A 26,941-nucleotide genomic window follows, 5' to 3' on the forward strand; every position below is an offset into this window, starting at 1 on the left:
TGAAAATAAATAATAAATTTTCACCTAAAAATATATTTTTATTACTAGGTATTAATAGTAATATATAAGAATAGGTTTTATATAATCAGGAGGGAACTTTATGGATAAAGCATTAACAAACCATGTCATTATTTTATCATTCGACTGTTTATCAGCTTTAGATTTTCCTATACTACAAAAACTACCTCATTTCCAATCTCTAATAAAAAAGGGCACGGTTGTCGAAAAAGTAGAACCAATTTATCCTTCTGTAACATATCCAAGCCACTCAACAATCGTAACCGGTAATTACCCTAACAAGCACGGTGTTGTTAGCAATACGTTACTTCAACCAGGGCGTGAATCACCTGATTGGCATTGGTACCGAAAATCAATAAAAGGAACAACATTGTATGATGAAGCGCGCAAAGCAAATTTAACGACAGCCGCCCTTCTATGGCCTGTTACCGGAAGAGCGAACATCGATTACAATTTACCAGAAATTTTCCCCAATAGACCTTGGCAAAATCAAGTGTTAGTTTCCTTATTTAGCGGTAGCCCACTATACCAATTAGATTTAAATCGTCGTTTCGGCCATATAAGAAATGGTTTATCACAACCAGAGCTGGATGATTTCGTCCTCGCCTCTGCTGTGCATACAATCCAGACGAAAAAGCCTAATGTCATGTTTGTACATTTCACCGATCTAGACACCCAAAGACACTATCACGGCTTTGAATCTAACGAAACAATAGCTGCTATCCAGAGACATGACGAACGTCTAGGGAAAATTATTCAAGCACTAAAAGAAAGTGACCTATACGAAGAAAGTACAATTATTGCCCTTGGTGATCATAGCGCTTTAAGTGAAAACAAATCCATCCAATTAAATGTGCTATTCCATCAAAGAGGACTTATATCTCTTAATAAAAAAGGAAAATTAGTGGACTGGAAAGTCTATTGCCAAAGTTGCGACGGCTCTGCCTATGTATATGTAAAGGACAAAAATGATACGGATACAATTCGGGAGGTACAACTACTCCTTGAAGACCTACTTCAAAATAAACAAAACGGAATTGAATTTACACTTCATGATGAAGCTGCGAAAGACTGCGGTGCAGACGGTAATTGTTTATTCATGTTAGAAGCACGAGAAGGGTATTATTTCACTGAAAACTATACAGGAGATTTCATAAAAGAAATTACCGAAAAAGATGTTACGCCTAGTAAAAAATATACATTTGGTACGCATGGATACTCTCCAACAAAACCTAACTATGAAACAATTTTTATCGCTGCCGGAAAAGGCATAAAAAGTGGTGTGACAATCCCATATATGAGACTTATTGATGAAGGTCCAACTATCGCTAGACTACTAGGTTTACACTTAGGTGAAACAGACGGAGCAATTGTAGAGGATTTACTCCAATTGTAAAGAACTGTGTATATATGTAAAAGTTATGTAAAATTCATCACTGTTTCTCTTTTTATAATTTTTATTTTTGTACACTGTTAGTAAAACAAATTTAAGGGGGAACATTATATGAAAAAAATGTCCAGACAAGAAAAAAGCTGGATATTATACGATTGGGCGAACTCTGTATACTCGCTCGTCATTACAACTGCATTATTTCCAATTTACTTTAAAGCAGCTGCAAAAGAAGCTGGACTATCTGGGGCAACTTCAACAGCATATTGGGGATATGCAAACTCATTCGCAACACTTTTAATTTCTATACTTGCCCCTATTCTCGGCACAGTTGCTGATTATAAAGGATTTAAAAAACGATTTTTCACATTCTTCTTTGGACTTGGTATCGTATTTACAAGTATGTTAGCAATTGTTCCAACCTCTCAGTGGTACTTATTGCTAGGGTGCTATATGCTCGCCTTAATCGGCTTTGCTGGAGCAAACATTTTCTATGATGCATTTTTAGTGGACGTCACTTCTGAAGATAGAATGGACCGAATTTCTACAAGAGGATTTGCATTAGGTTATATCGGGAGTACAATTCCTTTTATCGGTTGTATCGCTCTTATTATTCTTTCTCAAAAAGGAACTATTCCCTTATCGGTCGGCATTGCTAGTCAAATTTCCTTTGCGATAACAGCTCTTTGGTGGGGGTTATTTACAATTCCAATGCTAAAAAACGTAGAGCAAACACACTATATTGAGCGTCATCCAAGACCTATTAGAATGAGCTTCAAACGTCTTGCTGATACTTTTAAAAATATTAAAGAATATAAAACTGTATTTATGTTTCTAATCGCTTACTTTTTCTATATTGACGGAGTCGATACAATTATTACTATGTCTACCGCTTACGGAACCGATCTCGGTATTAGTGCAACGAATCTATTAATCATATTATTTGTAACACAAATTGTCGCTTGTCCATTTGCTTTACTATACGGAAAATTATCTGAAACATTTACTGGCAAAAAAATGTTATATGTCGGTATCATTATTTATATCATTATTTGCACATATGCTTATTTCTTAAAAACGACACTTGATTTTTGGATTTTAGCAATGCTAGTTGCTACATCTCAAGGTGGTATTCAAGCACTAAGTCGTTCATACTTTGCAAAACTAGTACCAAAAGAATCTGCTAATGAATTCTTCGGATTTTATAATATATTTGGTAAGTTCGCCGCAATTATGGGTCCGGTATTAGTCGGTGTTACAACGCAATTAACAGGAAAAACAAACGCTGGTGTTCTTAGTATTATTGTTCTGTTTATTATCGGAGGATTCTTACTAACTAGAGTTCCAGAAAATAATACATCCGTTACACCACCTAGTCCAAAGACTAAAACGCTATAAGAAAAGATCCTCTTCTCATAAGAAGAGGATCTTTTTTATTTTTAAAGGTGCGCCTTATAACGAACGACTCTACTGCTTGTACAAAAATAATTTATCAACAGTTGTCCCTAATACTTCAGCTAAACGGAATGCTAACGCTAAACTTGGATCATATTTATTATTCTCAATTGCATTTATCGTTTGTCTAGAAACCTTACATTTATCAGCTAATGCGCCTTGTGAAATATTATTTTCAGTGCGTAATTCATGAATTTGATTTTTCACACCATTGCTCCTAATCTGTAAAATTATTTTTACAACATCAGTATATAATTGGCTCATATAGTTGTCAAAAGTTCCTCAAAGAAAAAGAGAGCAATTTTGCTCCCTTACAATAGTTATTTCGAAACTAACGAATTTGTTAGTGCCTCTTTATTAGCAACATCTTCTTTTTTTATTTGCATGCGTAGAACTGGCCCTATCGCTAATAAAATAAGTGCCATTGCTATACAAAACACAGTAACTAGTGAAGTTAGTTCCTTTAATCCTCCAGCTAGTGAAGTTCCAATTAGCATTGCCCCCATAAACAGTGGTAAAATCGTCCCATTTACTCTTCCAACCATATTTTCTGGTACAAGTTGAATCATAAGTGTACCGATAACGATATTAACACAAGCTAAACAAATACCTGTTCCAAATCTCATGAAACTAGTAATCCAAAATGATGTAGATAGCCCTTCTACTAAAAATGACATCGCTAATATACCCATACCGAATACAAACATCTTTTTCGGATTCACTTTTGAAGCGAAAACTGCAGCAACAATACCACCGAGTAACATACCTATTCCGTCAGCTGCCGCTAAATATTGAACAGCTTCTTTTTCCATGCCTAAACGTTCAATTACAAGGAATACTTCTAATGGATTCGTTAATCCAACAGCTAAACCCATAATTGTAAAAGTGATCGTAATCATACGTAAATTTTTCGTATGAAGAACATACTTCCAACCTTCTTTTATATCATTTTTTAATGAGTCTCTCGCCACCTGCTCTTTTTCAACCCATTTTGGTAAGAATGAAAGGGCGATAGCTGATAACAAAAATAAAATGATTAAGCTATATAGTGACATAAATAAACCAAGTTGTGTATACACAAGCGATCCTACCACTGGTCCAAAAATCAGAAATAATGACTGTAATGTTTGGTTAAATGCAATCGCATTTGCTACCTCTTCTTCTTTTACATAGCGCTTAAATATACGCGAAGATGAGGGCTGAGAAAACTGACCTACAATCGCGGAAATGAGTGTTGCAAAAAATATAGCCTGCCAATAATCCATTTTTAACAACAAGACAATTCCTATAATAGACAGTACACTTAATACATCTCCAGCGACCATTGTTCTTTTCGGATTCCAGCGATCAGCTAGCGCACCACCGATAAACGAGAAAATAAAAATAGGTGCATATTCCATAACTGATAACAACGAAACAGAAACTGGATCATTATTCGTTCGCTCCATTATAAAATACAAAAGAGCCATATTTCTGATCCAAATTGCAAATTGTTGTAAAATATCAGACGCCATAACGAGCATAAATGCTCGGTTTTTAAATAAAGCGTTCATTTTCATTCCCCTTTCACAAACCGACCGTTCGGTCTAATTTATTTTGTAAGAAAAGCAACTGACCTATTATTCAGCTGCCATTCCTTTTAACAATACATCTATTGCCTTTTTATAAATACGTTTCAGCTCTTTATAATCTAATTCGTAGTAAAGCACTCCAAGTCCTGATAATAATCCGTTTACAATATACATAAGATCACGAGTATTATCTTCACGGAACTCTCCAGACTGTATACCTACTTCAATTAATTTCTCAAACATAACATATGATTCTCTAGTTAAAGCTAACAGTTCATCCAGAATCTCTTTACTTACAACTTGGCTCATAGAGAATTCCTCTATTGCATTTGAAATTGGTTGCTGTATGTCCTCTACATGATATTCCGCGAGACCATATAGTTTTTCAGTACTAGTGCTATACAACTTCTCTTTTTCATTCCATTTTTCAATCCAATCATACGTATGCTGTTTCACTACAAATAAAAATAATTCTTCTTTACTTTTAAAGTGATAATAAATACTTCCTTTACTTCGCTCTGTAATTTCACAAATCTCTTCCATAGATGTAGCTGCGTAGCCCTTCTGTGAAAATAGACTTTCTACTTTATATGCAATTTCTTTCTTTATCTCTTCTGCGCTTCTTCTCATATTCACACCTCTTTAAACCGACCGTTCAGTCTAATAATAACAAATCAAAAACCCCTATCGCAAGAGGCTATATTCCTTATTTAAGAAAACGTACTTTCAAACCAAGTTCGAATCATATGTATGGTTCCAAATTTAAATGCTAATTTAACAAGAAATACGCCTCCCGCAGCTAATAAAAATAACACTACTTTCCCCTTATTTTTCACTTTCGGTTCCCTTTTCATTTCCATTCCCCTTAGTATGTTAAAAATATTAAACAAACGTTTGTTTAACTGTGTTTATGCATATGTAAGCCGACTAATCAAACGTTTGTTTAAAAAGAAATACGCCTAATATAAGGCGCATTTTTATCAATCACCACCGCCACCGCAGCTTCCTCCGCTATCTCCCCCAAAAGATCCTCCACAATCATGTGAGCCGCCATCATGCGAGCTATCATTATCAGATCCAGCAAAGAAAAATAATGGTGATGAGCTGTTAGATGAATTATGAATGTTATTTTGTTTTGTAAGATTTACCTTCTTCTTGTTCGATCGAACTGCTGTTACGATTGTTCCAACTACAACAAATAATAGTATGACAATAATAAATTCCATTTAAAAGCCTCCCTTATTCCTCGAATAATTGAATGGTTCTCTCTAGATTTTCAAGTGAAATGAAGCGTGATTCACGAAGAATTTCTTTTCCATTATGAAATAATAAAATTGTTGGCCCTGTAAATACTCCATATCGCCCCGCAATCTCTTGCATGTCTTGTAGTAATATCTCTATTTTCTCTACGTAATCATAATTCTCTAATACGCAATTTACTTTTCTTAGCATAACATCACAAACACCACAATTTTCCGTTTTAATAAACAGAAGTACCAATTGTTGTTCTTCGATATAGGTCGCTAATTCTTCTATCGTTTTAAATGTATTCATCTTATCCCTCTTAACGTAATTTACGAAATACTTTGTCTTGATACATACGAAAAGCTGAACTATCTTTAATCTTTCTCTTTTCCATTACCTGCTGAAAACGCAGAGTTTTTGCTGTTAACTCTTCTCGTAATTTCTTTCTCTCTTCTTCATCATAACAGCAAGCAATTAGATCCTCTATTTTTAATATATCTTTTTGTAGTTCCATTTCTGGTGGAATTATTCCCGCATTTTTTAAAATTTTATAACTCATTCTAAGTTCTGGAGGTACCATTGAAAGATCTTCTAATTGTAGTGATTTTCCTTTTCCCGGAAGATAATCAAGATCACCATTCCGTATTGCTTGTCGAATTTTTTCTTCAGCAATGTTCAAAAACACATCCACACCATTCCCTCCTTTACATATTTTTACTATTATTTTACATGATATTTCCTTATCTTTCTATGCCTTTAATAATTGGCTCCATACAATTTTTTCTCAAATTTATTTATAATGAGCTTTTTCCTCACATACCGATCTTTCGTTTTCATATACAGTTTGTATTCAAGCCTTTTTGTATTGAGAAAGTCTTTTTCAACTTAATAAAGCGTTTACACTAAATCTTACATTTGTTACGATTTAATCACCCCCAGCTCCCTTGTATAGACTTCGTGATGTCTGATCATTTTATCTAGACGTTTCACACGTCTAGATTCATTTTGATTTATTGGCGTATGCCTTTAAATATATCTTTTATTTTGAAAGGAGAAATGGCTATGAGGTCTCAAAAATTCACACTGCTATTACTATCCCTACTACTTTTCTTACCTCTTTTTCTCACAAATTTTATTACTCCAAATCTCGCATTAGCAGATTCACCAAAGCAAAGTCAAAAAATTGTTGGGTACTTTCCTTCGTGGGGCGTTTACGGACGTAATTATCAAGTTGCTGACATTGATGCATCAAAACTTACTCACCTTAACTATGCTTTCGCGGATATTTGTTGGAATGGAAAACATGGAAACCCTTCTACTCATCCTGATAATCCAAATAAACAAACGTGGAACTGTAAAGAATCTGGTGTACCATTGCAAAATAAAGAGGTTCCTAATGGTACTCTCGTACTCGGGGAACCATGGGCTGATGTTACCAAATCGTATCCTGGCTCAGGGACAACTTGGGAAGATTGCGATAAATATGCCCGTTGCGGAAATTTCGGTGAACTAAAACGATTAAAAGCTAAATATCCTCACTTAAAAACAATTATTTCCGTTGGTGGCTGGACTTGGTCTAACCGCTTTTCTGATATGGCCGCTGATGAAAAAACAAGAAAAGTATTTGCTGACTCTACAGTAGCTTTTCTTCGCGCATATGGGTTTGATGGCGTAGATTTAGACTGGGAATATCCGGGCGTTGAAACGATTCCTGGTGGTAGTTACCGTCCTGAAGATAAGCAAAATTTCACTCTCCTTCTTCAAGACGTCCGAAATGCTTTGAATAAAGCAGGTGCTGAAGATGGCAAACAATATTTACTAACAATCGCTTCAGGCGCAAGCCAACGCTACGCTGATCATACAGAGCTAAAGAAAATTTCTCAAATACTCGATTGGATTAATATTATGACATATGATTTCCACGGCGGATGGGAAGCTACTTCTAATCATAATGCAGCTCTATATAAGGATCCAAATGACCCAGCAGCAAATACGAATTTTTACGTAGATGGTGCTATAAATGTTTATACAAATGAAGGTGTTCCAGTCGATAAACTAGTATTAGGCGTACCCTTTTACGGACGTGGCTGGAAAAGTTGTGGCAAAGAAAATAACGGACAATATCAACCTTGCAAACCAGGTAGTGATGGGAAACTTGCTTCTAAAGGTACTTGGGATGATTATTCTACCGGTGACACGGGTGTGTATGATTACGGTGATTTAGCAGCCAATTACGTTAATAAAAATGGTTTTGTACGCTACTGGAATGACACAGCTAAAGTACCTTATTTATATAATGCAACTACAGGCACATTTATTAGCTACGATGACAATGAATCTATGAAATACAAAACAGACTATATAAAGACGAAAGGTTTAAGTGGAGCAATGTTTTGGGAACTAAGCGGAGATTGCCGCACAAGTCCAAAATATAGTTGTAGTGGTCCAAAATTACTTGATACGCTAGTAAAAGAATTACTTGGTGGACCTATTAGTCAAAAAGATACTGAGCCACCAACGAATGTTAAAAACATTGTAGTTACGAATAAAAATTCAAACTCAGTTCAATTAAACTGGACTGCATCTACTGATAACGTAGGAGTTACGGAATATGAAATTACTGCTGGAGAAGAGAAATGGAGTACAACAACAAATAGCATTACAATTAAAAACTTAAAACCTAATACGGAATACACATTTTCAGTAATTGCCAAAGATGCTGCTGGAAATAAATCACAACCTACCGCTTTTACTGTCAAAACAGATGAAGCTAATACAACACCTCCTGATGGAAATGGTACTGCTACATTTTCAGTCACTTCGAATTGGGGCAGTGGTTATAACTTCTCGATTATAATTAAAAATAATGGAACGACTCCTATTAAAAATTGGAAATTAGAATTTGATTATAGCGGCAATTTAACACAAGTTTGGGATTCTAAAATTAGTAGTAAAACAAATAATCATTATGTAATTACGAACGCAGGATGGAATGGTGAAATTCCTCCTGGTGGATCTATTACAATTGGCGGTGCAGGAACAGGTAATCCTGCCGAACTTTTAAATGCCGTCATTAGCGAAAACTAGACGTAATATCCATTAATTACTTCACTAAAGTTTGAATTTAGGTTTGAGTAATACCTCCTAAATTCAAACTTTTAATTTTACGTAAAATTAAATTATAATAATAACTTATTATAATTATATTAAGTTCATTACATTCATTTTATAATATGAAGTTTATATGAAGTTCATTTGAATTTTACATGAATTCCCTTTAATTTCTATTGTCTTCCTATAATATCCATATTATTCTTTACATATAGGAATTATTTTCATTCCACTTTGAACTATCTATATATATAAAGAAAGATAGTCACCTGTTAGGGAAAGGCTTTCGTATTATTATAAATATAACAAAAGAAAAAGCACGCTTATAAGCGCACCATAAGAGTGCTTCTTCATACAATTCTCATGTAAGAGTTCTCGAAAATCATGTTAATCACAAAGAAAAGGCATTAGCTCATAAAAGCTAATGCCTTTTCTTTATTCATATTGTTGAGTATTCCATTCTTCTATATTTCATACTTTTGTTATCCACGATTCATAGAAAGAAGGTTCATGTGAGACAATTAAAACCGTTCCTTTGTATTGTTGTAACGCTTCCTGTAAAGCCATCTTAGTTTCTACATCCAAATGATTAGTCCGTTCGTCTAAAATTAAAACATCAGCTTTTTCTATTTTTTCATATAAGGAGCTAACACACTTAAAATCTCTTCTTTATCCTTTTTTAATTCGAGTGATGTTAACATATCCATCGTTCTCGGTCTAGGTAATTTCACTTGTACCTCACCAACTATTGACGCTGGTCTTTGAGATAAAATAAATACGCGATCTGAAAGCAAGATTGCCTCATCTAAGTCATGTGTAACCATAATGATTGTTTGCTTCTCTTGATGCCAAGAGTTTAAAAGCCAGCTATGTACTTCCATTTTTGTAAATGCATCTAACTTTCCAAAAGGCTCATCAAGCAGCATAATTGGCTTTTCACATAAATATGTGCGCAGAAAACTAATTCTTTGACGCATACCACCAGACAATTCATCTGGATAATGGTCTGCATATTCATCTAGTTCGAACTGCTTTAATGCTTCCATTCCTTCTGTCAGCCTTTGCTTTTTCGGCTTTCCTTCAATTTCTAACGGAAGAACGATATTTTGCAAAGCTGATCGCCACGGTAGTAATAAATCTTGTTGTGGCATATAACTAACAACATCTTGCTCTTGTACTTGCTTATCTTTATACGTTACGTTCCCGCTTGTTGGTTTTTCAACATTTGCAATCATGTTTAATAATGTGCTTTTCCCGCAACCACTCGGTCCTACAAAGGAAACAAACTCTCCCTCTTGTATAGAGGCACTAATATTCTCTAATACATTCTTTCCGTCGAAAGATTTCACTATATTTTTTATTTGTAATCCGCTCATTTTTCACTTGGAAGGAATTCATTTGTAAAAGCATCTTTTACATCGATTTTCTTTTTAATAACTTTGTTGTCATATAAGAAATTCATGTAATTCGTCCAAATTTCTTCCTTCTGTACTCCCCATGCTTTAGCATCATCTTGATACTTCGTACTTAACCATTTTTGGCTTTCTTGAACTAAATCTTTATTCACATCTGGAACAGCTTTAATTAAAATATCAGCAGCCTCTTTCGGTTCCTTAATTGCAAAATTATAACCTTCTGTCGTTGCACTCATAAACTTTTTCACAAAGTCTTTATCTTGCTTCGTATGTTTTTCACTCGTAATAATAACAGGACTATAGAAATCAAGCGCTGGATCTAAGTCCTTCACCATAATCGTATTTAACTCTTTTCCTTGACGCTTCGCTTCAATACCATCCCATCCGTAATAAATCCATTCAAAGTCTGCATCACGGCCAATTGATTTAAAGAAATCTGTTTGTCCTAAGATGATTTTTTCAACTTTATTAAAATCAGCTTGATGTTTATCCATAATCGTCTTTAATGTCGCTTCTTCTGCTGGTCCTCCCCAGCCGCCGTAACGTTTACCTTCAAAATCTTTCGGTGACGTCATATTGTCTTTCTTAAGCGATGCAAACGCTGAAGTGTTATGCTGAATAATCGCTCCTACAGATACAACAGGAATTCCTTCTACACGAGCTAACGTTACATTTTCTTGTGCGCTTATTGCGAAGTCTGCTTTTCCTGATGCTATCATTTGCTCTGCTGTTACATTGTCACCTGGTTGAATAATTTCTACATCTAATCCTTGCTTTTTGTAATAATCTTTCGTTTGCGCTACATACAAGCCAGTATGATTCGTATTTGGAAACCAATCTAATACTACTTTTACTTTTTGATCTTTACTTGCACTTTCTTCTTTCTTCGCCGGATTACATCCAGCCACACCTACCGCTACTAAGGCAGCTAACATAACTTTCAAACCTTTTTTCATTTTCTGCCGTCCTTTCTATATATCCATGGTGCTGTTATTCTTGCCATAAACTCTACGATAAAATACAGGCATAATGTCACTATAACGATGATTGCTGCAACACCAAATACTCGGGCAGTCAAAAAGGATTTTGTAGCCCTCGTAAGCATAACGCCTAATCCTTCACTTGCACCGAGCCATTCTCCGATAATTGCCCCCATTACGCTATATGTAACTGCAATTTTTAAACCTGAGAAAAAGTATGGAAGCACTGCTGGAAATTTTACTTTCTGGTAAACTTGCCATTTCGTCGCCTTCATTGTTTGTAACAGTTTCAGCATGTTTTTATCTACTGTTTGAAAACCTTCTAAAATACTAAGCGCAATTGGGAAGAAACAAACGAGTATTACGACCATTACTTTCGGCAACATCCCATATCCAAACCAAATAATAAATAGCGGTGCAAGTACAACAATTGGAATTGTTTGCGAAATAACGAGCAATGGATTTATTAAAATACGAAATAACGGTATAACGTCCATAATAATTGCGATGCTCGTCCCCAATAAAATTGCAAAGAATAGTCCAATTATAACTTCCTGCAGTGTTTGCATCGTATTTGGTAATAGTAAATCTTTCATCCCAATTAATTCTTGAACAATGGCAGAAGGCTTTGGTAAAATCCACGGTTCGATTTTAAATAATGAAACAGATCCTTCCCATATCGCAATGAGAAGGATAAGCCAAATAGTTGTAATAAGTTTAGATTGCTTCTGGTTTTGCATATTCATCACGGTACTTCCAAACCTTTTCATCTATTGTTACACCAGTGCTTGGACGATAATGGATTTTAATAGAAGTAATCACTTCTTCTGCTCCAGCTTCGACGCAAGCTTGTTGCGCACGTTTAACGACATCAAGAAGTACATCTAATTCTCCTTCCAAAGTTGTTTCCATTGCCCCTACTTCATAACGAACTCCCGATTGTTGCACAACTTCAATTGCTTTATCGACAACAGAATATACATCTTTCGTTTTCGCTTGTGGTACTACTGAAAATGACATTGTAACTTGTTGTGACATAATAAAATCCCCCTTATAAAATTAAATTTCAAAAATAAGAAAAGGCTTTCCTACTGCGTAGGAAAGCCTTGTATGCAAGTTATTACAGAATAACATATGCTACATCACTTTAAGTAACTCCCTACGCTGGCATTATCCAGATCAGGTTGAGGGTCGATGTTTACTTACATCCTCTCAGCCAATTGGCTCCCCGGTCCTTAATTCGTTTTCATTGTAGCATGATTTATTTTATTGAACAAACAAAAGCATGCATAATCATTTCATTATTTTTGGAAAATAACCAACTTTTTCACCATGAGCTAATAACTGCTGTATAAATTCTTTATTAATTGCTGGTACTATCAATTCTTTTTTCTTAATCCATTCATTCGTTCTACGCGTACCCATTACAATTTCAGATTGCTGTGCTCCATCTCCTGCAACTTGAGAAGCAATTAACTCTGCTATTACTTCATTTCCCTTCGCTAATGCAAGTCCGGTATTTACATATTCTGAAAGTGGAACCATTTCAAGATTGTATCCACACTCTCCAATTAGCTGTATAAATTGTTCAAACTCAATTTGATGTGGATGACAAATATGTAACGTCTCTCCTACAATTTGCGCATCTTGTAAATACGATACAATTGATTTACTAGCAAAATCAATTGGTGTGAAATCAACTTTCCACTTCACATTTGGTGCTTTCCCAATTAATAGCATTGTTTTAATAAGACGATAAAATGCGTTTCCATCAATATTTTGTTGGAACGAACCTGTTTCTGAATGACATGCTAAATTACCTGCACGATAAATATTTCCACGCAAACCATTTTTCATTGCTTCACGAACAATGTTTTCCGCTTGTAGTTTACTATTTGAATATACATTCTCTAAGTCTACACTGTAATTAAAATCACCAGTTTTCATGTATGTATCCCATTGATCTACCGCTAATTCTAACGGGATACCAATTGTAGAAATAAAATGGAATGTAGCACCTTTCTCAGCTAATGCTAGCATACGGCTAGTTCCTTGGACATTTATATTTTCAAATTGTTTTACATCTCCAAAATGTCTTACATCTGCACCGCAATGAATTATCGTATCCATCTTAGAACTGATGAACATAAATTCTTCTTCGCTCATCCCAAGATACTCTTCTCCCAGATCACCAGCTACGGCCTGTATACGCTGTAACCATTCTTCACATATATCATTAAAGTAGCCTGTTAATGTATCTATAATTCTTTGCTGCACATCTTTCGTTGGTCTTACTAAACAATAAATAGTAGCAGATGTATCTCTCAACAATTCATATAATATGTGTGATCCTAAATAACCAGTAGCTCCTGTTAAAAAGACATTTGAAATCTGGGTTTCTTCCAAAACGTTTGCATACGTGATAGTATCTGGTTCGTGAATCACTTTATATTCACGAAATACTTCTTCTTTCTCTACTTTTACTTCTCGCTCAATTCGAGCTAATCCATATATCGTTCTTTCTTTAAAGAAATCTTGAATTGTTAAATGTGAGAAATCTTCTTTTAACAATGTTAAGACTCGTAATACTTTTAATGAATGTCCACCAATTGTAAAGAAATCATCATGTACTCCAACTTTTGAAATTCCTAATACTTCTGCCCAAGCGTTCGCTATTTGTTTTTCTGCTTTATTAGAAGGTGCAACATATTCTTGTAGACGAACCGGTTCATACTTTTCTTCTAACTGAGCTAACTTCTTAACATCAATCTTTTTATTAGGTGTAAGTGGTAATTCATTAATATAAATTAGTTTAGATGGCACCATATAATCTGGTAATTGCTCTTGTAACTGATAAACTAATTCTGGTATTTCTTTTTTATTTAAAGTTGTATAGAACGCGATTAAATATTGGCTACCTTCCTTACTCTTCTTAGCAAAAACAGCATTTTCTTTTATATTATGATTATGAGAAATTTTACTTTGGATTTCTCCTAGTTCAATACGATGTCCTCTAATTTTTACTTGATCATCTTTCCGATGTAAAAACTCTATATTTCCATCCTCTAGCAACTTAACGATATCACCTGTTTTATATATATTAACTATAGGATTAAGAGGGTTCGGAATAAAAGCTTCAATTGTTTTATTAGGCTTATTAAAATACCCTTTTGCTAATCCCACTGAATCTATATATAATTCACCAGGTACACCAATTGGACAAAGATTCATATTCTCATCTAAAATCATAACTTGATAATTAGCACATGGTTTACCAATGGGAATACTCGCAACATCCTCATTTAACTGACTAGGTATTTTATAGGTTGTCGTCACTACAGTACATTCTGTCGGTCCGTATACATTATAAATTTCAACATTTGTACCTATTCTTTCTCTCCACAATTTAATAACCTCTACAGGCAACATTTCACCGCCAATCGCAATTCTTTTTAGGGAAGCTAGCTTATATATATCTTCTTCTGCTAAATAAGTTGCTACTTGTCGAACAAAAATTGTTGCTAATGCCAAGATTGAAGTTGCTTTCACTTTATAGATTGCATTTGCAAATGCTTCTACAGACAATCGCTCTTCCTCTAGTAATACATACAAGTTTCCTCCGCAGAATAAAGAAGCAAATGACTCCCATACAGAGGCATCGAAACTAAAGGAAGGAAATTGGGCAAATACATCCTCTTCTGTCAATTCATATTGCTTTTTCATCCAAGTATACAGATTAACAACGCCTCTATGTGCTAACATCGTTCCCTTTGGATTCCCTGTTGAACCAGATGTATAAATCATATAAGCTACATCGTCACAATGAATAGACAACTTTACATCTATATCTTCATAAGTTTCACTATCATACATTGAAACTGTTTGAACCCCATCACATGTTATAGGCGTCTCTTTCATCAATATAACTTTCGCTTGGCTATCTTGAATAATGTAATGTATTCTACTTTCGGGATAATCTGGATCAATTGGAACATACGCTGCACCAGCTTTTAATATAGCTACCATACTTACTACTGTGTCTATGCTACGTTTCATAAATATTCCAACATAGTCTCCTAATTGGACGCCGTTTTTAATTAACATATGAGCTATTTGATTACTTTTTTTATTTAGCTCCTCATAAGTTAAAGTACCTTCCCTTGAAGATAAAGCTATACGATTTGGAAATTGAGTAACAGTATTATAGAACATATCGACGATACTTTTCTCAGGATATACTGCTGTCGTATCATTCACTTGACTATAAAGTGCCATCTCGGCCTCTGTAATAATATTAAAACGTTTTATATACTTATTAGTATTTCTTGATATATCAATTAAAACACCTTGTATTTGTTGTGCATAACGAGTAATCGTTGTCTCTTTCCAATTAACACTATTAAATATTATTTCTACACTTTTCATATTTTTACTAAATACAAATTGTAATGTATTCATGTCTTGTAGCTCATAATATGTTTCACCAATAATAATAGGTGACATTTCATATAATGTATTACCGTTTTGAAACTCTTCTATTTCTTCCTCATTCATTTCTTTAATTTGCTCCAGTTGCTCTTCAATTTGTAAATTTAAACTTTCATAGGAGAGAAAATTAGAAACTTCAATAGTAATCGGAAATAAACTTCCTCTTACATGATAAAGCACGACAATATGTTTTTCTTTAGAAATATGATATAACCACGTTGTAGTCGCTCCTATTAAATCCACAATGTGAGTCAAATTTGAAAACAGTTCCGTTTTCCTTTTTATCCTAAGTTCCGTTCCTTGCACATCTTTAGGTATTTTAATACTTCCTTCTACTTTTCCTAAAAATTCTTTTACCATCTCACTATAAGAAATTGCTAATTTCATATTTATGTAAATTCCTCTCTTAAATATAATAAAGGTGTGAAAATTCACACCTTTTTCATCCCTTATTAAAGGGCAGATTAGTTCAATTCATAATCAAGGGAGGATTCCCTTGATTAGAATTGAACTTTCTCCTTATTCGCTTTTAAACTCACCAATAAGCTCTTGTAATTCCTGAGAAAGCCAACTTAAAGAAGTCGCTAATTCTGCAATATCTTGTACTGATATTTCTTGCTCTTTCATGCTTTCTTCAACATTACTACTGCTGTTGGCATAAGTATTTGCAATATGTGATAATTCATTTACGACTTGAACAATATTCTGGCTATTTTGTAAAATGTCACTCGAATTACCAGAAACAGCTTTTACTTGATCTGTAACAGATTGCGCTGATTTTGAGATTTTTTCAAAGAAATCTCCACTACTTTGAACAAGCGAAATTCCAGTTTCTACTTCTCTTGAACCTTTTTGCATGGAAACTACAGCATCTTCTGTCTCAGCTTGTGTTTCACCAATTAATTTCGCTATATCTTTTGCAGACGCTTCCGTTTGTTCTGCTAATTTTCGTACTTCATCAGCAACAACTGCAAACCCTCTTCCAGCTGCTCCAGCACGTGAAGCCTCAATAGAAGCATTTAAAGCTAATAAATTTGTTTGATTTGAAATACCTGTAATTACAGTTACGATATCACTAATTTCTTTTGACCTTGTTTCTAACGAATAAATGATGGAAGATAAATCTTGTACTGCATTTTGGATTAAACTCATTTGATTAATAATTTGTCCAATCACTTCATTACCTTCAATTGAATGTTGTTCCATACCTTCAGAAGCAACCGCAACTTGTTTTGCAGCCCCAGTTATTTCTTCTACCTTATCTTCCATTCCATGTACAATTCCTAAACATTGTTGTACTGAAGTTTGTTGAGACTGTGCCCCTACTCTTAAACCTTCAATAGAACTTGCAATCTCTTGAACTGCCATGCTGTTTTCCTCTGTACTCGCCGACAATTCTTGTGAAGAAGAAGAAACTTGCTCAGCAGTTTGCCTTACTTTATCTATAATCCCTTTAAATTTTTCAATCGTGTTATTGAAATAAACATTAATAATTCCAATATCATCTGGTCTTTCTTTTAATTTAATACTTAAGTCACCTTCACCAATTTTACGTAACCCTTCTCGTAAATCTTTTAATGGAGCTAGCGAGTGACGCACGATAAAGAATTGAGTAATAGTCGCAATTGCTAATGAAATAATGATAAAGAGTAAGCCCTGTATCATAAACTTCTCTTTTGTAATAGGAACAATGGAAGCATCTAAGTCAGCCGCAATAATTGCAACAATATTGTTTTCTCCATCCGTAATTGGTTCTAATATTGTCACCCACGAACCTATTTCATCTTCATATACTTCTGTCATTTGTGCCTTTTTCGTATCAATCACTTTATCGTATGCCTTCATCCAATGAGCGGGTTGTTCATAATAATCTCCCGTCTTTATAGGGAATGCATTTGTTAACTCTGTAGTCAAACCAACGAGTTGTAATTCTCGCTTTTCATTCGGCTTTGCTCCTGTAACATACGTTTGTCCAACACTTTTCAATTCTTTTGACACTTCATCTAATTTCTCTGTTAACTTTTCTTTTTTCACTTTTTCGGCTGTAGGATCTTTCGCCATGTCTCTAACTAATTCTACATCCAATTTTTTCAATACTATTTCTCCTGTTTCAATAGACTGCCTTTCAAATAAAGACATCATACTATTTTGAAACATGTTGAAACTTAATGCACCCATACTTCCAACAAGTGTCAAAATAACTAATACGGTTAATAAGACGTTCTTTTGAAGGAACGATAACTTATGCCAATATTTTTTCATTAATATTCACCTTCCTTAATCAACATAAACAAAAAAACAAAATATATGAATATTTTGTTTAAAAATGTTTCTCAATATGTTCGAGAATAAAAAAAAGCCAATGTAAAAGCATTGGCCAAGACCAACCCTATCCGTCCGGTAACTGGCTAGCGTAGCCTTTCGACCTTAGCTCCTGTAGTTTTGCGTCCTCATGTTTCCATCAGTTTGCCTTTCTCGCTGAACGAGTTGAACGATATGGGAGTTTTATGAGAATTAATTTATTCTCTTTCAAAGATTACAACATATAAATCAAAATGTCTACTTATTTAGAGATATAAATACATTTTTAACGAATTGCTTTTTCAAAATAATTTCAAAAAGTACGTGAATGTTACTTTTTTTGTGTTATATAATAAAAAATGTATAAATAACAAGGATTTCTTCGGGTATTTATTTAATTTTCATTCAAATTAAACTATTCGAATATATCTTAACTAATGAATTTCGGAGGTAGTTTATCATGTTTTGGCTACAATTTCTTACCTTGTTACTCTGTATTTTTATTGGTGCACGCCTAGGCGGAGTTGGTTTAGGAGTGATGGGTGGAGTTGGTATGGCAATACTCGTTTTTGTCTTCCACTTACAACCAACCGCGCCTCCTATCGATGTAATGCTTATGATTTTGGCAGTAATTACAGCTGCTGGTGCACTCCAAGCCGCTGGAGGAATGGACTACCTTGTTCATCTAGCTGAAAAGGCATTACGAAAAAATCCAAAACGCATTACATTCTTTGCTCCAATTGTTACTTATTTATTTACACTTTGTGCAGGAACTGGTCACGTTGCTTATTCTGTACTTCCTGTTATCGCTGAAGTCTCTCGCGAATCCGGAATTAGACCAGAACGACCAATGTCAATTGCCGTAATTGCTTCCCAACAAGCAATTACAGCTAGTCCTATATCAGCTGCAACAGTTGCACTTTTAGCAATGTTAGCTGACTATAAAATCACCTTATTAGATATTTTAAAAGTAAGTATCCCTTCTACTTTCATCGCTTGTATGATAGCTGCATTTGTTGCTAGTAAGATGGGAAAAGAATTAAATGAAGACCCTGAATACTTAAAACGATTAAAAGAAGGATTAATTCCTAAGCTTGAAGAGAAAAAAGAATTTGTAGGTGTAAAGGGCGCAAAATTATCAGTTATCCTTTTCCTTGTAGGAACCTTCCTTGTTGTACTTCTTGGTTCATTTGAAGCACTTCGTCCAGGATGGATAGTTGATGGGAAGTTAGCCCGTCTTTCCATGCCGAACACAATTGAGATGGTTATGTTAACTATCGCGGCTCTTATTATTATTTTCTGTAAACCAAATGTAGAAAGCATTGTATCTGGTAACGTCTTTAAAGCAGGAGCAACAGCAGTTGTTGCTATTTTCGGTATCGCTTGGATGGGAGATACTTTCTTTAATGGAAACTTAAATATGATTCAAGGATCCATTCAGCATTTAGTAACAAGTGCACCTTGGCTATTTGCTATCGCACTATTCATTCTATCTATTTTACTGTACAGCCAAGCAGCAACAGTTCGTGCCTTAATGCCACTTGGACTATCTCTTGGTATTCCACCAGCGCTACTGATTGCGATGTTCCCTGCAGTAAATGGATATTTCTTCATTCCAAACTATGGAACAATCGTTGCTGCCATTAACTTTGACCGTACTGGTACAACAGGTATCGGTAAATACGTATTAAATCATAGTTTTATGATTCCGGGCCTAATCGCAACATTTACTTCTATCGGAATTGGAATGCTCTTAATTTCAATTATGTTTTAAAGAAAAAGCACAAACCTTTATTTAAAAAGGTTTGTGCTTTTTTAATCAAATATTTGTTTAAATTTTGGGCAGTCTATTTCTTCATGTAGCACTTAAAATACTACACTTCCTTCCCTACAAACTTCTCTTTACTTCTTCAACTAATTTTCTCGTACTTTCATACGCAGATTCCGCTAAACTAATTGCTGAAATAACTGAAACACCGTCCGCACCCGCCTCTATAACTGCCGCTGTATTTTCAATTGTAATCCCACCAATACCAACGATTGGCACTGTAATTCCTTGTTCTCTAAAATAAGCTAATCCTTTCGTTCCTTGAACCGCTTTCGTATCTTTTTTCGTACTCGTTGGGAAAATAGGACCAACACCTAAATAATCCGCTCCATTTTCGATTGCAAAACGTGCTTCTTCAATTGTATGAGCAGATACGCCGATAATTTTATCTCCTATTTTTTCACGAACAGATGTAATTCCTTCATCATCTTGTCCAACATGAACACCATCTGCATCTAATTCAATGGCTAATTCTACATCATCATTTACAATGAAAGGAACACTATATTCCTTACAAAGCGTCTGCAATTCTTTTGCAAAGCGCACTCTATCTTCTCCGATTAAAGAACCTTCCCCCTTCTCGCGAAACTGAAAAAGTGTCACTCCACCATCTAACGCTTCTTTCAATACAGCTAAAGGATCCCTCGTGCAGTTATTACTTCCCATAATAAAATACACTTGCAATAGCTTAGACATTTTATCTATTTCAATGCGTGCCATTTCTTTCACTCCCTCTTACTCTAACTCCACAATCTTCCCATACTTCTCAATATCACCTGAAGTTGTATTAGCTAATTGATTTAAAAATTCAATTTGGAAACTACCAGGCCCTTTTTCTACCGCCTTAGCAGCTGCCAGTTCCGAAGCTACACCATAAAACGTTAATGCGGCTACTGCTGCTTTTACATAATCTTTTTCCACTGCTACAAATGCTCCTATTACAGAAGTTAGTAAACAACCTGTTCCCGTAACTTTCGTTAAAATAGGGTGACCATTTCGAATAACAATAGTTCTCTCTCCATCTGTAACAACATCTTCTTTTCCAGTAATGACCGCAACTGTATTTAGTTCATCTGCTGCCTGCCTTGCAATACTTACAACATTGCCATTTCCAGTACCAGCGTCTACCCCTTTAATTTCCCATTTCTCATTAATAACATTTGCTATTTCAGCCGCATTTCCGCGGATAATTGCTAAATCTATTTCGGCTGGAATATGTCTCGCAACTTCTGTTCGATACGAAGTTGCTCCTGCACCAACTGGGTCAAATAGTACTGGCACATTGTTCGCATTTGCTGATTTACCCGCGAGTAACATCGCTTCTACTTCTTCAGGACGAAGTGTCCCCATATTTAATACTAACGCTCCAGCAATGCTAGCCATTTCTGCTACTTCTTCTTTTGCATACGCCATTACAGGCGATGCTCCAAGTGCCAACAAACCGTTAGCAGTAAAATTTGTTACAACAACATTTGTAATATTATGAACGAGCGGATTAGATTCTCTCACCAAATCCACTACTTTACTAATTTCTTTCATATTCATCCTTTTCATCTCCTAACTATAATGATGGGAGATACACAAAAAGACACTTTGCGCGTACGCAAAGTGCCTGAACATGTGCTTTTACACTCTCCCTACGCTGGCATTATCCAACAGGTTCAAATGGTCAATGACGGACTAGTCATACTCTCAGTTTGCATCCACAAACTCCCATGTGCTTCTTATTCATCTACTTCAAAGTCTACTCTTATTCTACTAAAATAACAAGTTCTTTACTTTTCTATTTAATATAGAAGCAACCTATATAACAATAAACATAATCAAGTGAAACTTTAATCAGTGAGTGTTTTGTTCATCCCACTAAAAACCGATCAAATATGGAGCGAAACTGAATCTCAAGAAGATGTATGCTATATTTAACTTATGGAAATTTGAAAGGATGTTTTTAATATGTCGAAAAGCGTTGTAATCGCTGAAAAACCTTCCGTTGCACGAGATATTGCTCGTGTACTTAAGTGCGATAAAAAAGGAAATGGCTACCTTGAAGGTAGTAAATATATTGTAACTTGGGCTTTAGGTCATCTCGTTACATTAGCAGATCCAGAAAGTTATGATGTGAAATATAAAAAGTGGAATTTAGAAGATTTACCGATGCTACCTGAGCGTTTGAAATTAACGGTTATTAAACAAACTGGTAAACAATTTAATGCTGTAAAAAGTCAGCTACTTAGAAAAGATGTAAATGAAATTATTGTAGCAACAGACGCTGGACGTGAAGGGGAATTAGTCGCACGCTGGATTATCGATAAAGTTAAGCTAAATAAACCAATCAAACGTTTATGGATTTCTTCTGTAACCGATAAAGCAATTAAAGATGGTTTTGCAAATTTAAAACCAGGTAAAGCCTATGACAATTTATACGCTTCAGCAGTTGCACGTTCAGAAGCTGACTGGTATATCGGTCTTAATGCAACTCGTGCTTTAACGACTCGCTTTAATGCCCAGTTAAATTGCGGCCGTGTACAAACCCCTACTGTTGCTATGATTGCTAGTCGTGAGGATGAAATAAAGAACTTCAAAGCTCAAACTTACTACGGCATCGAAGCTCAAACAATGGAGAAGCTCAAACTTACTTGGCAAGATGCAAATGGCAATAGCCGTAGTTTTAATAAAGAAAAAATCGATGGTATTGTAAAAAGTTTAGATAAACAAAATGCTACTGTTGTGGAAATTGATAAGAAACAGAAGAAGTCATTCTCTCCTGGTCTTTACGATTTAACTGAATTGCAACGTGATGCAAATAAAAAGTTCGGTTACTCTGCTAAAGAAACATTAAATATTATGCAAAAATTGTATGAACAGCATAAAGTACTAACGTACCCTCGTACAGATTCACGCTACATTTCATCTGATATCGTCGGAACACTTCCAGAACGTCTAAAAGCATGTGGTGTTGGAGAATACCGTCCCTTCGCACATAAAGTATTACAAAAGCCTATCAAACCTAACAAATCATTTGTTGATGATAGTAAAGTAAGCGATCATCATGCGATTATTCCAACAGAAGGATACGTTAACTTCGCAGCATTCACAGATAAAGAACGCAAAATTTATGATTTAGTTGTAAAACGTTTCTTAGCTGTTTTATTCCCAGCATTCGAATACGAACAACTAACGTTACGCACAAAGGTCGGCAATGAAACATTCATTGCACGCGGAAAAACGATTTTACATGCTGGTTGGAAGGAAGTATACGAAAATCGATTTGAAGACGATGATGTAACTGATGACGTAAAAGAGCAGATTCTACCTCACATTGAAAAGGGCGATACATTAACTGTAAAGTTACTTATGCAAACATCAGGTCAAACGAAAGCACCTGCACGCTTTAATGAAGCAACTTTACTTTCAGCAATGGAGAATCCTACAAAATATATGGATACGCAAAATAAACAACTTGCTGATACGTTAAAATCAACTGGTGGATTAGGTACTGTAGCGACACGTGCAGATATTATCGACAAACTTTTCAATTCTTTCTTAATTGAAAAACGTGGTAAAGATATTCACATTACATCAAAAGGTGGTCAATTACTTGATTTAGTACCAGAAGAATTAAAATCACCTACACTAACTGGTGAGTGGGAACAAAAACTTGAAGCAATTGCAAAAGGAAAATTAAAGAAAGAAGTATTCATTTCGGAAATGAAGAACTATACGAAAGAAATTGTTTCTGAAATTAAATCGAGTGATAAGAAATATAAACATGACAACATTTCAACGAAGTCTTGTCCAGATTGCGGTAAACCAATGCTAGAAGTAAATGGAAAAAAGGGGAAAATGCTCGTATGCCAAGACCGTGAATGTGGTCATCGTAAAAATGTATCTCGTACAACAAATGCTCGCTGTCCGCAATGTAAAAAGAAACTAGAATTACGTGGTGAGGGTGCAGGTCAAATTTTCGCATGTAAATGTGGCTATCGCGAGAAATTATCAACATTCCAAGAGCGACGTAAAAAAGAATCTGGAAACAAAGCCGATAAACGCGACGTTCAAAAATATATGAAACAACAGAAAAAAGAAGAAGAACCATTAAATAACCCATTCGCGGAAGCATTAAAAAAATTAAAATTTGATTAAACAAAAAGGTTCCTACCTCTATCGGTAGGAACCTTTTATTTTAGTGAATGATTTTACTTCCTTTTGCATTCTCAACAAATTTTTCACTTGATTTGTTAATTGGTGTTTTCAGTAATAACGCAGCAACAATCATAACTACTACGAAAGCACTTAACACAAGTAAATCTCGCGTTACGATATCCCAAAGCATTCCGCCAACTGTTTCACGAATTGCGCTAATTGCGTATGTGAATGGTAAGAACGGATAAATCGCTTGGAAGAACGCTGGTGTCATTTGGATTGGGAATGTTCCGCCCGATCCTGCTACTTGTAGTACAAGTAAAATGATCGCCATCGATTTCCCAACGTTTCCGAAAATAGAAACGAGTGAGTATACGATACAAACGAAGACTCCACCAATAAATAAACTAAATAACACAAACCAGAACTTATCGACTACGTACGTACCGAGTAAGAATATATCTCCCATCGATACGATAAACGCTTGTGAAAGACCTATCGTTAAGAATGTTAATAAACGTCCGAAGTAAATTTCATGGCTCTTATAATTCGCGCCCTCTTCGTGTACTTCTACCGTTAATAATGAAACCATTAATAATGCGCCTACCCATAATGCAAGCACTGTATAGAATGGTGACATCGCTGAACCGTAGTTCGGCATCGCAAATAATTTATTTTCTTTTAAATTTACTGGATTCGCAAAGTAATCACTTTGCTTTTCAACATCATTTTTCAATAAGCGTATAATGTCTTTTAAATCCTCTTCAGATTCAAAATCACGAATTTTATCTGCTAATTCTTTAATCTTTTTCTCAGTAGCTGGCATTTCAGCTTTAATGTCTGCTAATTTCTTTTTACCATCTACTAAACCTTTTGATGAATCTTCTAGTAATTTTTTAACATCTGGAAGCTTTTTGTCTGCCTCTTTTAAAATTTGAGATGTATTTTTAGACATCTCTTTTGTGCGAGCAATTGCTGCATTGAAATTTGGAGTGATTTCTGAGTCATATTTAGCTAAAATGTCACCAATTTGGCCCGAAACACTTTTAGACACTTGATTAATACTTTCAATAACATCAGCTGCTGGTTTTTGACCTTTATTAATAGCGTCAATTCCTTTATCAGTTAAATCCATTCCTTTTTGCAAACCATCTTTTGCTTTATTTAACTTAGAAATTGTACCATTAAGGTTTTTATCACTATTCACATCAGCTAACACTTTATTTGTACTTTCCAGAACTGGAATCATGTCATTAACTAAATTCCAACTTGCTTTGAACTGCCCATTCAAATCATTTAAGGCTACTTTTGTAGAATCTAATCCGTTAACACCTTTGTTACTTAAGTCTTCTCTTGCTTTTTCAAGCTCCGTTTTTAATCTACTGTAATCATTTACAGCTTTATCATATTTCTCTCTACCATTGTTTAATATCTCATTAGCCTTATTTATATCTTGATTTAAATTGCCTCTAAGCTGCTGTGCATTTTCTTGCGCATTTTCAGCCTTACTTTTCAGTTGCTCAGCTGTACTTACTGCTTTTTCAAAATCAGCTACAAACGTTGCATTATAATCCTTTTCAGCTTGATTTACTAAATTATTTACTGCATCTAATTTTTGATTTACAGCATCTCGCACATCTTGTTTAACTTCTTGTCCGGAACTAATTAAATCTCCTACATGCTTAACCCTATTGTTAGCATCCACCATAGAATTTTTAAGCACCGTTAAACTTTCCACTCTGTTTCCAAAGAACTGTTTACCGAATTCCGTAGAAGCTGATTCCTTGAAAGCTGTAAAGAAATCAATCAAATATGAAACACTATCGATACGCTCTTGGAGGAGCTTTGAAGCATCCTGCACATTTTTCTGTGCTACAGCTGGATCCACGCCTTTATTTTGAAGGCCATCCATAACACTCTTTACATATGCCGTTCCAACACGAGTAGAATTGAAAACAGTGTTTACAGTTTGATCAATATTTTTAGCAATATTTTTATACCCTTCACCATTCACTTGTGGTAATGCTGGAATCTCTGGTATTTGTGGAATAGTTATATTAGGTAAGACTGGTAATTTAGCTGGATCTGGCAATGTCAGATTAAAGTCAAATGCCGGATTTTTTAAGTAATCCGTAATTTTCGCTGCAGCATCCAATCCCTGCTGCATTACTGTTAAATTATTTTTAATAGTTCCCGGAGCGCGATTCAATGTTTCATCATTTCTCGCAAAGAATTTATCTAAATTCCCTAACGCTTCTTGCCCATCATTCATAATACTCTCTACAACTGGCAACTCTTTTTGCGCTACTTTCACAACATCTTCTGCTCGAGTTGCATCATCTAACGCCTTATCCATGAGTGTATTCATTTCTGGGAACTGCGCTTCTAGCTTAAAGACAAGATCTTTTACTTTCTCGATACTTGGTAAGTTTGTTTCTAAATCGATTCCAAGGTCATTGAAAATTTTAAAAATCTCACCGTTTGCTGTTTTAACAAAGTTTTTACTAATTTCTTCTGTAATACCTGATGCACCTTTTGCTGTAATCTTCGGTGCAATCGCGTTTACTTTTTCATTCACATAGTAATCCAGTTCTGGTTTTTTCGGATTTTCATCCAGAACAGTTGCGATTTTTTCAGAGAAGTCTTTTGGAATCGTAATACTTGCATAATAATCCCCACGCTCAACTCCGTAAATTGCTTGTTTTTCATCTACAAATTTCCAGCCAAGATTTTTGTTTTTCTTAAGGGAGTCTACAATCTCTTTCCCGATATTAATATCTTTCCCTCTTAAATTAGAACCTGCATCTTGGTTAGAAACTGCAATGGGAACCTCTTTTGTATTTCCATATGGATCCCAAGAAGCTTTAATGTTAAACCATGCATATAACGATGGTAAAATCATTAATCCTAAAACAATAACAATTGCAGCCCAATGTTTGGCTACATTCCGTAAATCTGTCTTATAAATACGCCAAATTTGTTTCATAGAAGTTATC

21 protein-coding genes, 1 pseudogene and 3 riboswitches are annotated in these 26,941 nt (G+C 35.0%); of the genes and pseudogenes, 5 read left to right on the forward strand and 17 right to left on the reverse strand.

The features are described from left to right. Positions 1-100: 100 nt before the first annotated feature. Together ACTFRY_RS25690 and ACTFRY_RS25695 are read left to right on the forward strand one after the other, a co-directional pair. On the forward strand, positions 101-1,414 hold the full coding sequence (locus ACTFRY_RS25690; protein WP_098616498.1) for an alkaline phosphatase family protein: 1,314 nt from the start codon (positions 101-103) through the stop codon (positions 1,412-1,414). 108 nt (positions 1,415-1,522) lie between these two features. Continuing rightward, positions 1,523-2,806 carry an MFS transporter gene (locus tag ACTFRY_RS25695; protein WP_044795638.1) on the forward strand — a complete coding sequence of 428 codons (1,284 nt, stop codon included), beginning with the start codon at positions 1,523-1,525 and terminating at the stop codon, positions 2,804-2,806. Positions 2,807-2,875: 69 nt separating this feature from the next. On the opposite strand, the gene ACTFRY_RS25700 is transcribed toward ACTFRY_RS25695, so the two are convergent. The 7 genes from ACTFRY_RS25700 to ACTFRY_RS25730 all read right to left on the reverse strand — a co-directional run bounded on the left by ACTFRY_RS25700 (position 2,876) and on the right by ACTFRY_RS25730 (position 6,370). Further along, complete coding sequence (locus ACTFRY_RS25700) at positions 2,876-3,127, reverse strand: helix-turn-helix transcriptional regulator (RefSeq protein WP_080119155.1); 252 nt, start codon at positions 3,125-3,127, stop codon at positions 2,876-2,878. A 56-nt stretch (positions 3,128-3,183) separates the two neighbouring features. Next, entirely contained in the window at positions 3,184-4,416 is a 1,233-nt protein-coding gene (locus tag ACTFRY_RS25705; protein ID WP_086423817.1) for an MFS transporter, read from the reverse strand. Between the two features lie 66 nt (positions 4,417-4,482). Further along, positions 4,483-5,064, reverse strand: a complete 582-nt coding sequence (locus tag ACTFRY_RS25710; RefSeq protein WP_098616499.1) for a TetR/AcrR family transcriptional regulator — start codon at positions 5,062-5,064, stop codon at positions 4,483-4,485. 80 nt (positions 5,065-5,144) lie between these two features. Continuing rightward, positions 5,145-5,288 (reverse strand): hypothetical protein, encoded by a 144-nt coding sequence (locus tag ACTFRY_RS25715; protein WP_000817981.1) that lies wholly within the window; start codon positions 5,286-5,288, stop codon positions 5,145-5,147. 126 nt (positions 5,289-5,414) lie between these two features. Continuing rightward, a complete protein-coding gene (locus ACTFRY_RS25720) occupies positions 5,415-5,660 on the reverse strand; it encodes a hypothetical protein (protein ID WP_000394369.1) in 246 nt (81 codons plus the stop codon). A gap of 13 nt (positions 5,661-5,673) precedes the next feature. Next, on the reverse strand, positions 5,674-5,988 hold the full coding sequence (locus ACTFRY_RS25725; protein WP_001091336.1) for a thioredoxin family protein: 315 nt from the start codon (positions 5,986-5,988) through the stop codon (positions 5,674-5,676). Between the two features lie 10 nt (positions 5,989-5,998). After that, positions 5,999-6,370 carry a J-domain-containing protein gene (locus ACTFRY_RS25730; RefSeq protein ID WP_098616500.1) on the reverse strand — a complete coding sequence of 124 codons (372 nt, stop codon included), beginning with the start codon at positions 6,368-6,370 and terminating at the stop codon, positions 5,999-6,001. A 371-nt stretch (positions 6,371-6,741) separates the two neighbouring features. Here ACTFRY_RS25730 and ACTFRY_RS25735 point away from each other — a divergent pair, with 371 nt between their 5' ends. Continuing rightward, entirely contained in the window at positions 6,742-8,766 is a 2,025-nt protein-coding gene (locus ACTFRY_RS25735) for a glycosyl hydrolase family 18 protein (protein WP_016117105.1), read from the forward strand. Between the two features lie 495 nt (positions 8,767-9,261). Here ACTFRY_RS25735 and ACTFRY_RS25740 read toward each other — a convergent pair. The 7 genes and pseudogenes from ACTFRY_RS25740 to ACTFRY_RS25770 all read right to left on the reverse strand — a co-directional run. Next, positions 9,262-9,420: pseudogene (locus tag ACTFRY_RS25740) on the reverse strand (ABC transporter ATP-binding protein); the annotation flags it as partial. Beyond that, the gene (locus ACTFRY_RS25745; protein WP_000016081.1) at positions 9,417-10,166 is read right to left on the reverse strand and encodes an ABC transporter ATP-binding protein; all 750 of its coding nucleotides are present in this window, start codon (positions 10,164-10,166) and stop codon (positions 9,417-9,419) included. The gene ACTFRY_RS25745 and the pseudogene ACTFRY_RS25740, both read right to left, overlap by 4 nt. Beyond that, positions 10,163-11,161, reverse strand: coding sequence for an ABC transporter substrate-binding protein (locus tag ACTFRY_RS25750; protein ID WP_000715573.1), 999 nt, complete (start codon positions 11,159-11,161; stop codon positions 10,163-10,165). Before ACTFRY_RS25750 ends, ACTFRY_RS25745 begins: the two co-directional genes overlap by 4 nt. Then, positions 11,158-11,931, reverse strand: a complete 774-nt coding sequence (locus tag ACTFRY_RS25755; protein ID WP_001057164.1) for an ABC transporter permease — start codon at positions 11,929-11,931, stop codon at positions 11,158-11,160. Before ACTFRY_RS25755 ends, ACTFRY_RS25750 begins: the two co-directional genes overlap by 4 nt. After that, positions 11,903-12,223, reverse strand: coding sequence for an MTH1187 family thiamine-binding protein (locus tag ACTFRY_RS25760; protein ID WP_000082907.1), 321 nt, complete (start codon positions 12,221-12,223; stop codon positions 11,903-11,905). The genes ACTFRY_RS25755 and ACTFRY_RS25760 overlap by 29 nt, the downstream gene beginning before the upstream one ends. A gap of 101 nt (positions 12,224-12,324) precedes the next feature. After that, positions 12,325-12,426: riboswitch (TPP riboswitch) on the reverse strand. Between the two features lie 52 nt (positions 12,427-12,478). Next, on the reverse strand, positions 12,479-16,060 hold the full coding sequence (locus tag ACTFRY_RS25765; protein ID WP_098616502.1) for a non-ribosomal peptide synthetase family protein: 3,582 nt from the start codon (positions 16,058-16,060) through the stop codon (positions 12,479-12,481). Positions 16,061-16,192: 132 nt separating this feature from the next. Next, positions 16,193-17,935, reverse strand: coding sequence for a methyl-accepting chemotaxis protein (locus tag ACTFRY_RS25770; RefSeq protein WP_098616503.1), 1,743 nt, complete (start codon positions 17,933-17,935; stop codon positions 16,193-16,195). Between the two features lie 134 nt (positions 17,936-18,069). Then, a riboswitch (cyclic di-GMP riboswitch) is annotated at positions 18,070-18,154 on the reverse strand. Positions 18,155-18,434: 280 nt separating this feature from the next. Between ACTFRY_RS25770 and ACTFRY_RS25775 the strand changes: the two genes are divergently transcribed. Next, complete coding sequence (locus ACTFRY_RS25775) at positions 18,435-19,748, forward strand: anaerobic C4-dicarboxylate transporter family protein (protein WP_000498691.1); 1,314 nt, start codon at positions 18,435-18,437, stop codon at positions 19,746-19,748. A gap of 114 nt (positions 19,749-19,862) precedes the next feature. Here ACTFRY_RS25775 and thiE read toward each other — a convergent pair whose 3' ends face one another. After that, complete coding sequence (thiE, locus tag ACTFRY_RS25780) at positions 19,863-20,522, reverse strand: thiamine phosphate synthase (protein WP_098616504.1); 660 nt, start codon at positions 20,520-20,522, stop codon at positions 19,863-19,865. A gap of 15 nt (positions 20,523-20,537) precedes the next feature. After that, positions 20,538-21,347, reverse strand: coding sequence for a hydroxyethylthiazole kinase (thiM, locus tag ACTFRY_RS25785; protein WP_001056095.1), 810 nt, complete (start codon positions 21,345-21,347; stop codon positions 20,538-20,540). A 72-nt stretch (positions 21,348-21,419) separates the two neighbouring features. After that, positions 21,420-21,529: riboswitch (TPP riboswitch) on the reverse strand. A gap of 226 nt (positions 21,530-21,755) precedes the next feature. Between thiM and topB the strand changes: the two genes are divergently transcribed. Then, complete coding sequence (gene topB / locus ACTFRY_RS25790; protein ID WP_098616505.1) at positions 21,756-23,945, forward strand: DNA topoisomerase III; 2,190 nt, start codon at positions 21,756-21,758, stop codon at positions 23,943-23,945. A gap of 40 nt (positions 23,946-23,985) precedes the next feature. Here topB and ACTFRY_RS25795 read toward each other — a convergent pair whose 3' ends face one another. Continuing rightward, positions 23,986-26,931, reverse strand: coding sequence for a YhgE/Pip domain-containing protein (locus ACTFRY_RS25795; protein WP_098616506.1), 2,946 nt, complete (start codon positions 26,929-26,931; stop codon positions 23,986-23,988). Positions 26,932-26,941 lie beyond the last annotated feature (10 nt).

This window comes from Bacillus cereus group sp. MYBK195-1, assembly GCF_051916605.1.
In the GTDB taxonomy this organism is placed as follows: Bacteria; Bacillota; Bacilli; order Bacillales; family Bacillaceae_G; genus Bacillus_A; species Bacillus_A cereus.

What these genes read in the sequence shown, in the direction of transcription:
- ACTFRY_RS25765 (WP_098616502.1), bottom strand. Translation starts at nt 16,060, where the DNA reads ATGAAATTAGCAATTTCTTATAGTGAGATGGTAAAAGAATTTTTAGGA.
- thiM (WP_001056095.1), bottom strand. Translation starts at nt 21,347, where the DNA reads ATGAATATGAAAGAAATTAGTAAAGTAGTGGATTTGGTGAGAGAATCT.
- ACTFRY_RS25775 (WP_000498691.1), top strand. Translation starts at nt 18,435, where the DNA reads ATGTTTTGGCTACAATTTCTTACCTTGTTACTCTGTATTTTTATTGGT.
- ACTFRY_RS25710 (WP_098616499.1), bottom strand. Translation starts at nt 5,064, where the DNA reads ATGAGAAGAAGCGCAGAAGAGATAAAGAAAGAAATTGCATATAAAGTA.
- ACTFRY_RS25725 (WP_001091336.1), bottom strand. Translation starts at nt 5,988, where the DNA reads ATGAATACATTTAAAACGATAGAAGAATTAGCGACCTATATCGAAGAA.
- ACTFRY_RS25795 (WP_098616506.1), bottom strand. Translation starts at nt 26,931, where the DNA reads ATGAAACAAATTTGGCGTATTTATAAGACAGATTTACGGAATGTAGCC.
- ACTFRY_RS25700 (WP_080119155.1), bottom strand. Translation starts at nt 3,127, where the DNA reads ATGAGCCAATTATATACTGATGTTGTAAAAATAATTTTACAGATTAGG.
- ACTFRY_RS25770 (WP_098616503.1), bottom strand. Translation starts at nt 17,935, where the DNA reads ATGAAAAAATATTGGCATAAGTTATCGTTCCTTCAAAAGAACGTCTTA.
- ACTFRY_RS25745 (WP_000016081.1), bottom strand. Translation starts at nt 10,166, where the DNA reads ATGAGCGGATTACAAATAAAAAATATAGTGAAATCTTTCGACGGAAAG.
- ACTFRY_RS25760 (WP_000082907.1), bottom strand. Translation starts at nt 12,223, where the DNA reads ATGTCACAACAAGTTACAATGTCATTTTCAGTAGTACCACAAGCGAAA.
- ACTFRY_RS25705 (WP_086423817.1), bottom strand. Translation starts at nt 4,416, where the DNA reads ATGAACGCTTTATTTAAAAACCGAGCATTTATGCTCGTTATGGCGTCT.
- ACTFRY_RS25715 (WP_000817981.1), bottom strand. Translation starts at nt 5,288, where the DNA reads ATGAAAAGGGAACCGAAAGTGAAAAATAAGGGGAAAGTAGTGTTATTT.
- ACTFRY_RS25695 (WP_044795638.1), top strand. Translation starts at nt 1,523, where the DNA reads ATGAAAAAAATGTCCAGACAAGAAAAAAGCTGGATATTATACGATTGG.
- ACTFRY_RS25750 (WP_000715573.1), bottom strand. Translation starts at nt 11,161, where the DNA reads ATGAAAAAAGGTTTGAAAGTTATGTTAGCTGCCTTAGTAGCGGTAGGT.
- thiE (WP_098616504.1), bottom strand. Translation starts at nt 20,522, where the DNA reads ATGGCACGCATTGAAATAGATAAAATGTCTAAGCTATTGCAAGTGTAT.
- ACTFRY_RS25735 (WP_016117105.1), top strand. Translation starts at nt 6,742, where the DNA reads ATGAGGTCTCAAAAATTCACACTGCTATTACTATCCCTACTACTTTTC.
- topB (WP_098616505.1), top strand. Translation starts at nt 21,756, where the DNA reads ATGTCGAAAAGCGTTGTAATCGCTGAAAAACCTTCCGTTGCACGAGAT.
- ACTFRY_RS25690 (WP_098616498.1), top strand. Translation starts at nt 101, where the DNA reads ATGGATAAAGCATTAACAAACCATGTCATTATTTTATCATTCGACTGT.
- ACTFRY_RS25720 (WP_000394369.1), bottom strand. Translation starts at nt 5,660, where the DNA reads ATGGAATTTATTATTGTCATACTATTATTTGTTGTAGTTGGAACAATC.
- ACTFRY_RS25755 (WP_001057164.1), bottom strand. Translation starts at nt 11,931, where the DNA reads ATGAATATGCAAAACCAGAAGCAATCTAAACTTATTACAACTATTTGG.